This window comes from Microcoleus sp. B3-D2 (assembly GCF_036705345.1).
Taxonomy (GTDB): domain Bacteria; phylum Cyanobacteriota; class Cyanobacteriia; order Cyanobacteriales; family Microcoleaceae; genus Microcoleus.
In genome coordinates, this window is record NZ_JAUBUG010000131.1 from 1 (window position 1) to 6,887 (window position 6,887).

At 42.5% G+C, this 6,887-nt stretch carries 6 protein-coding genes; 3 read left to right on the forward strand and 3 right to left on the reverse strand.

The annotated features are described in order from the left end of the window. Positions 1-650 precede the first annotated feature (650 nt). The gene (locus QUB14_RS27655; protein WP_333221295.1) at positions 651-1,967 is read right to left on the reverse strand and encodes a glycosyltransferase family 4 protein; all 1,317 of its coding nucleotides are present in this window, start codon (positions 1,965-1,967) and stop codon (positions 651-653) included. Between the two features lie 301 nt (positions 1,968-2,268). Between QUB14_RS27655 and QUB14_RS27660 the strand changes: the two genes are divergently transcribed. Genes QUB14_RS27660 through QUB14_RS27670 form a run of 3 tightly spaced genes read left to right on the forward strand, consistent with a single transcriptional unit; the run spans position 2,269 to position 5,684 of the window. Further along, positions 2,269-2,703, forward strand: coding sequence for a GtrA family protein (locus QUB14_RS27660; RefSeq protein WP_333221297.1), 435 nt, complete (start codon positions 2,269-2,271; stop codon positions 2,701-2,703). Continuing rightward, positions 2,703-4,226, forward strand: coding sequence for a glycosyltransferase (locus QUB14_RS27665; protein WP_333221299.1), 1,524 nt, complete (start codon positions 2,703-2,705; stop codon positions 4,224-4,226). The genes QUB14_RS27660 and QUB14_RS27665 overlap by 1 nt, the downstream gene beginning before the upstream one ends. A 60-nt stretch (positions 4,227-4,286) precedes the next feature. Then, positions 4,287-5,684 carry a hypothetical protein gene (locus QUB14_RS27670; protein ID WP_333221301.1) on the forward strand — a complete coding sequence of 466 codons (1,398 nt, stop codon included), beginning with the start codon at positions 4,287-4,289 and terminating at the stop codon, positions 5,682-5,684. 70 nt (positions 5,685-5,754) lie between these two features. Here QUB14_RS27670 and QUB14_RS27675 read toward each other — a convergent pair whose 3' ends face one another. Then, positions 5,755-6,042, reverse strand: a complete 288-nt coding sequence (locus tag QUB14_RS27675) for a hypothetical protein (RefSeq protein WP_333221303.1) — start codon at positions 6,040-6,042, stop codon at positions 5,755-5,757. A gap of 27 nt (positions 6,043-6,069) precedes the next feature. Next, complete coding sequence (locus tag QUB14_RS27680; RefSeq protein ID WP_333221305.1) at positions 6,070-6,429, reverse strand: class I SAM-dependent methyltransferase; 360 nt, start codon at positions 6,427-6,429, stop codon at positions 6,070-6,072. Positions 6,430-6,887 lie beyond the last annotated feature (458 nt).

Here is a 6,887-nt window from a genome sequence, read left to right on the forward strand (position 1 = left end):
AGGTACTGGAATCATAATGAATCCTCCTGTATTTATTGTTTTAAGCACTGCATAGCCCTTAACTGAACCGTATTGGGTTAAAGACTTTTTATCAGTGGTGAATAATGGTTTAGATGAATCTGATTGGAAAATCACTTGTTTGAGATTCGCGCCCAACGCTCCGACTCAGAATCCAATTGAAGATATTTGGTTACAAGCTAAACAATGGATTAGGGAGTGCTATCATATGTGTAAGACTTTTGCTGCCGTCAAATGTATATTTAAGTTACTTACTCATTATCAGATATTTGATTTCGCTAAGCTTCACAGTTATGGTAAATTCTCACAAATCATCTAGGACTGCTATATTGTGAATTTGTGCAATAGTAAACGCAAGTTAGCTAGTAATAAAATTCGCTTTTATCGACAGAATATACGGGCAAAAAGCCTGAGTATGTCTAGTTCCTAGACATCTTTGTCACCTCCCCGAATAAGTTGATTAATTGAAAGAATGAATATCTTAAAAAATCCGTAAATTTAACTTTCTTATGTTTCCGATTATTGGCACAAAAAGTGACCATAAAGCCAGAAAAATTAGGCGGGAATAAATTTTTCTGGCTGGGATTTTTCAAGCCTTCCCAGTGCAGCGAGTCAGATGGGCGGAATGTGCGCTAAAGATCGCACAAAAACTGTCGCAGTTGGACACCGATCGCCTCCAGAGAAAAATTAGTTTCCACCCGAATGCGAGCGCGCTTGCCCAACTCCCCCCCCCATGCCCGATCGTCCAAAAGCCGCCCGATCGCCCCTGCCAAAGCTGTTGCATCCTCACGGGGCACAACAATCCCGCCATCAGCTTCGCCCCCCTCGAAAATATCCGGCACTCCAGGTGCGTCAGCAGCCACAACGGGCAACCCGCAAGCCATCGCCTCCAGCGGTGCCACCGGAAACCCCTCATGCCGAGAAGGCAAAGTATAAACGTCAGCCGCCGAGAGGTACTGCCGCATCAAAGCGCGATCGCGCACGTATTCATTCACCCAAACAATGCCCGAAAGCTGCATCTGAGCGAGTCGCTGGCTCAATTCCTCCGCGTCGCTACCAGTCCCCACCAGCAGCAGCCGCAAATCTCGGCCTGGGCGATCGCTGCATACCCGCTGCCATGCTTCCAGCAAAATATCTAACCCCTTGCGATGGATATCAATTCGCCCGTGACAGATGACTATTTCCGCCTCACTCGGAAAACCCACTAATTGTCTAGCTTCCGCCCGATCCATTGGTTGCCAGATTTCCAAATCCAGGGGGTTAAAAATGCGGGCAATTTTGGCAGGAGGCACGCCATAGGAACTTTGCACGCGCTGTACCTCGGTTTGGGAAGCAATAATTAAACCCGCGCTGGCTTTAAGAGAGAGCGGACGAGACAACCTTTCCCAAGGACTTACCTGAAAATCGCCCCCCTGAAACGAGGCAAAAACAGGCAATCCCATCCGCCAACCCAACCAATTACAAGCATCAAAACGAGGATACTCATACTCCTGACAGAGAATTGCTTGGCAGTTTTCTCGCTTTAGTTCCTTTGCCAATAACCCCAAAGGTGTCGCTAGGTAAGGAGCGACGCTTTTCACTTCTGTCAGTATCAGACGGCGAAGGCCGCGAACGTCTCCAAACATATCTCGAACTGTCCAACCTTGAGGGTTAACCATCGGTTGGCGGAGGGCTTGGTAAAGTTTTGATGCCGGTAGAGCACAGATTTTGGCTCCTGTGTTTTTATGGGTGTAGTATACGGGTGCAGTTACGCTATTAGAAATGCAGAATAATACTGTCCGCACCCCTACCTGTTGCAACGCTTCAATATAGCCAAACATCCAACCGCCGGTCATTTCGTTGCAGAAGGCTTCAAAGGAAACTCCGATGGTATCTAAAAAATCTTCGATTAAATCGCCCCAGGGTAAGAGAGCGATCGTTGGTTCTGGTGGGCTATCATCAAACTTCATTTACTTTTTTATCAAGCTAGACAAAATGGATAAGCTGTTCGACATTCAAACTGCACTATTTGTGGGCCAGACCCCGTACTGCAAGGGGTTGAGGCAATAAATTTAAATGACTAACAGCTTATATACGCAATATCCCGAGCTACATAAACGTTAACATTATAGACTCAATAGCCATTTAACGATAGACTCAACTTTAAGGGAGCGATCATTGTAGCTTTTTTAGAAAAAGGATGTAAAATCTTAACAGTCCCTTGACCGAACAAGAGTAGCAAGCTATAAAAAAATTAGGGCTGGAACCAGAGTGAAATCTAAACAACAAATTTTTAGATATTTAATTTGTGGAATCATTACAGCAGTTTTCAATATTGTGTTAATTTATATTATCATTGAAACCTGGAAATTAAATACACAAATTCTCCGCAATCTGGCGAATATTATTGCTATTGAAATTTCTTTGTTATTTAGTTTTTTTGTTTATCGAACTTGGGTTTGGGTAAATCCTAACTCAAGTTGGCAAGAAATTTTATGGCATCAGCTCCCTCGCTACCATATCTCTTGTGGATTAGTTGTCGCTACTCGAACCTTCTTAATTTTTCCTATTTTAGAGGGGTTAAAAGTAAATTATCAAATCAATACCTTAATAGGAATTATTCTCGGCGCTGCTATTAACTATGTGATTAGTGAAAAGTGGGTATTTAAAAAAAACAAAAATTTCGATAAATCAGGAGATAGCTAATGATTAAGTTGAATTCACCAAAGATACCCCCTACCCCAGACGATCCCGATCTAATCCTGAGTCAAATTTTAGGAATTCGAGAGCAGTATCGAGATCAGTATTGGAAAAAACGCGATTCCATTTATCAAGATAGATTGCTCTGGAGAGCGCAAACTTTCCGTCATCTAGTTCATCTGATTCCCGGTCAAACCATCTTAGAAATTGGCTGTGGTGAAGGTCTTTTTACAGAACAGCTTCTCAAAGTATCTCGCGGAGAAAATGCGATCGCAGCAGTTACCTTTACCGAACTCCCTAAACCCGATGCTCCTTTGCTTTCTTCAGTGGAGTTTATCAATGCAATCTCTATGCCGGGAGTCCTTGAAGGACGGCATTTTGATTTAATTGTGGTAATGGATTTATTGGATAAGCGAAATAGTGCGTGGTTTCTCCAAAAAGTTTATGAACTTCTAAATCCGGGTGGTCAAGTCATTTTTTATGACAGTAATCCCTGGAATATAGTGCTAAAATTACGTCGCTTTATTTCTAAAATTTTTGGAAAAAAAGACCCCCGAAAACTCCTCAATCGTCCCGAATTATATGAACTAATTTCAGAAATTGGCTTTATTAGAATCTTTGCCATTTTCAACGATTTTGTTTATGCTCCCCTCACCAAAGACTTGATTTGGCTATTACGCAATCTTTCGATTATTCTCGAAAATACTCCTGGGTTAAGAACCCTAGCTGGCTCAATTCTCATTCATGCTCAAAAGCCACCTCGGATTATTAACAGTCCCCAAATCTCTCTGTGTGAATACGAGCAGTTACGGGGAGCAGTTTCTGTCGTTATTCCCTGCCATAACGAGGAGATGAACATCGAACCTCTAATTACTAGACTCAAGGTTTTTTTTGGCGATTATCTACACGAAATTATTCCCGTCGATGACAATAGTAAAGACAGAACCCGTGAAGTGATTCAACGTTTAGCAGACGCAGATCCCTTGATTAAACCTGTATTCCGGGTTCCACCCAATGGCGTAGGAAGAGCGCTTGCAGATGGCTATCGAATAGCGACAGGGCAGTATATTTTATCAATGGATTGTGATTTTCAGCATCTTCTTCCAGAAATTCGCGATTTGTTTGACAAGGCAAATCAGGGCTATGATGTAGTAGTGGGCAGTCGATTTTCCCGTCATAGCGTATTGCTTAATTACCCTTTATCTAAAATAATTGTCAATCGAGGATTTCATCTCTTGGCACAGATATTATTCCTGCGCCATTTTCGGGATTTAACAAATAATCTCAAACTCATGCGGCGAGAGGTAGTGGAGAATCTAGAACTTACTCAGCCAGGATTTGCCATCAATGCAGAGACAGGACTGCAACCTTTGTTGAAAGGTTATTCGCTCATTGAAGTTCCCATTTCTTGGATTAATCGTACCCCAGATATGGGAATTTCATCGTTTCGACTGATCCGAGTAGGTGGGGGATATTGGCAAGTTTTATGGCAATTGTGGTTAAAAAATCTGTTCAAGAAAAGGCGCTAAAAAAATCTTCACTCGCCAGTTAAAATCTCGTGATTAACAGTACATTAGGACAATACTTCTATGTCTATTGTTTCCGGCGATCGCAACGCCAAGCTATTTGTCTGGGGTATTTGGTTAGCAATGCTAATCGCTGCTTTCATCTGTTTAGTGAGCTATGGGAGAAATATTCCCCTCGCAGAAGATTGGTTTTTGGTTAAGCCCTTGACAGGACATGAACCCCGCTTAGGCAGTTGGTTATGGCAGCAGAATAATGAACATCGCATCCCTTTACCGCGCCTAATTCTGTTAATTATACTCAAGTTTACTAAGGGGGATTTTCGTTCAGGGATGGTACTTAATGTCCTGACATTCGCTTTTGTTGCTGCTGCTGCCATTCAAGTCGCTCGATCTTTGCGAGGGGGAAAAACCAGCTATGCGGATGCCTTTTTTCCCATTGCTTTATTGAATCTCAGCAATTGGCCTAATCTGTTTTGGAGTTGGCAGTTTACCCAAGTCTTGCCTATTGCCCTCACGTACATTATAGTCTTTGTCTTTGTCCTTGAACCCACTCTGACAACGCCTTTAGCAGTAGCAATCGCTGGGGTGAGTTTGGTTGCACTTCCCTTTTGTGGAGCGAATGGGTTGTTATTAGTTCCTTTGCTCGCACCTTGGTTCATCTATCGTGGCTTTGTCAACTGGTACGCTACCGATTCCACAGACAAACAGCGATCGGCGAGTATTATTTCAATCAGTTTAGCAGCGATTGCCTTGTGTTTGATAGGCATATATTTTATTGGCTATCAACGTCCCACTTGGAATCCCCCCAGTCCCGGTTTAGGGGCCACACTCCAGACATCTGCTAAATTTTTAGCTTACAGTTTCGGAGCGGTTGCTGCTTATTCGTGGAGTTTTTTTGTATTGATAGCCTTTGGGATTTTCCTTCCTACTTTCGGAATAGTCATTTTAGGCATTGTACGCCATCAAGGTTTTGAGAGACAACGATCTTTAATCATGCTCTTATTATGTGGTGTTTTCGGTGTTTATTCCTTAGCAGTAGGCTATGGTAGAGCTGGACTGGTTCCATCTCAAGGATTCCCCATGCGATACGTGATGTTTGCAGTTCCCATGCTGTGTACAACCTTCTTTATTTGGGAAGTGTACGGCTCTCGAAAATGGCAACAAATTGTTCAGTGGGGACTCTTTTTAGGGATGTTGCTACTGCTTCCTTTAAATACCCTAGCTGGGTTTCAGATGTTTGGCAATTGGTATGATGGTGTCATGGACTCAGTTGAGCAAGATATTGCCAAGGGAATTCCCCGATCGCTCCTCGCTAAGCGTCACCGAGATTCTCTGGTTCACTGGTGGAGCGATCGGGAATTGGCAGATAATATGCAGATGCTTTACCAAGCTCGAGTCGGAGTTTTTGCTCAAATGCGAGAAGATCCGGTTAATAATTATGATAAAAATCTAGTCCAGTAAATCCGTTGTTAACTCTGACACTGGGCCTCTGCGAAAGGACCGCTTTCTGCCTTCCGCCTGATTTTTCTCCCTACTTTTGCCAAGCGTATGCAGTTTCCGTCCCCAATGATTCAGGTTTATGCAGCCAATAACTCACCCAGGTTAAAGGAGTGAGTGCAGTACAAAAAAATTGGCGCTTGAGAGAAGATAAACGGGAGAAAGCAACATCATGACAAAGTACCGTCAATGGATTAATAAAAGTCGCAGAGCTTTGGCAAGGAAAACCAATTAATGCTGTCAGTTCATCGCTCGTATATCCACGCCGGACATGACCCCATTCTGCCATCACCTCCGCTTCAGGTGGGCAAAGTGGTTTCATAAATTCATAGTAGGGAAACTTCCAATTTTAATTGGGGCTGCTCACTAATAAAAAACCTTTGGGTTTAAGCACTCGCAGCGCTTCAGATACAGCTTTTTGGTGGTCTGGAATGTGTTTGAGAACCTCGAACATCGTCACTGCATCAAAGGACTCGTTTTCAAAGGGTAAATTGGTCGCGTCGCCGCAGATGAAGCGCACCTTTTCCTGCTGGTGGCAAGGAACATCTGCATATTTGGGATCGAGGTGGATGTTGGTAATCTGTGCTTGCGGATATAGTAAAGCCGTGAGACCGCCTTGACCGCCTCCTACTTCTAAAGCTAAAGCGTAAAGCGGTCTTCTTATAACTTTATAATTCAATGGAATTCGTCTGACAGAAACCGTTGGCATGGAGCAAATTTAATTTATATTTATGTTCTAAATATTGTTTAACTTCAGGATTACAAGTGACCACTAAATCACCCTCCCTAAAACTATGCTTTGCCGGCAATACACTAATTTCCTTGTTGTTGAAATGATTGTATTTTTTTGTATAAAATAGCAGATGAGCATTATAATCATCATTGTTAGCTACATAAAACTTTTTCATTGTTGGTTGCTCTTGTTGCAGTTGCTTAAAGTACGATCCGTACATTAGTTGTGGGTCATTATTTTTGCTCCAATCATAGATCATTCCCTGATGCGTGTAAATTTTTAAGTACAACATATCAAAATATGGCAATGAGAATAACACAATTATCATTAAAGCTGAAAAAGCTATCTTTAAATTCTTACGTGCGATTCGTTTAACCTAAAATAAGCTGAAAGGCTTATGGGACGGTTAGCCCAGTTAATAAGACTGGTGATAA

What these genes read in the sequence shown, in the direction of transcription:
- QUB14_RS27655 (WP_333221295.1), bottom strand. Translation starts at nt 1,967, where the DNA reads ATGAAGTTTGATGATAGCCCACCAGAACCAACGATCGCTCTCTTACCC.
- QUB14_RS27665 (WP_333221299.1), top strand. Translation starts at nt 2,703, where the DNA reads ATGATTAAGTTGAATTCACCAAAGATACCCCCTACCCCAGACGATCCC.
- QUB14_RS27670 (WP_333221301.1), top strand. Translation starts at nt 4,287, where the DNA reads ATGTCTATTGTTTCCGGCGATCGCAACGCCAAGCTATTTGTCTGGGGT.
- QUB14_RS27675 (WP_333221303.1), bottom strand. Translation starts at nt 6,042, where the DNA reads ATGAAACCACTTTGCCCACCTGAAGCGGAGGTGATGGCAGAATGGGGT.
- QUB14_RS27680 (WP_333221305.1), bottom strand. Translation starts at nt 6,429, where the DNA reads ATGCCAACGGTTTCTGTCAGACGAATTCCATTGAATTATAAAGTTATA.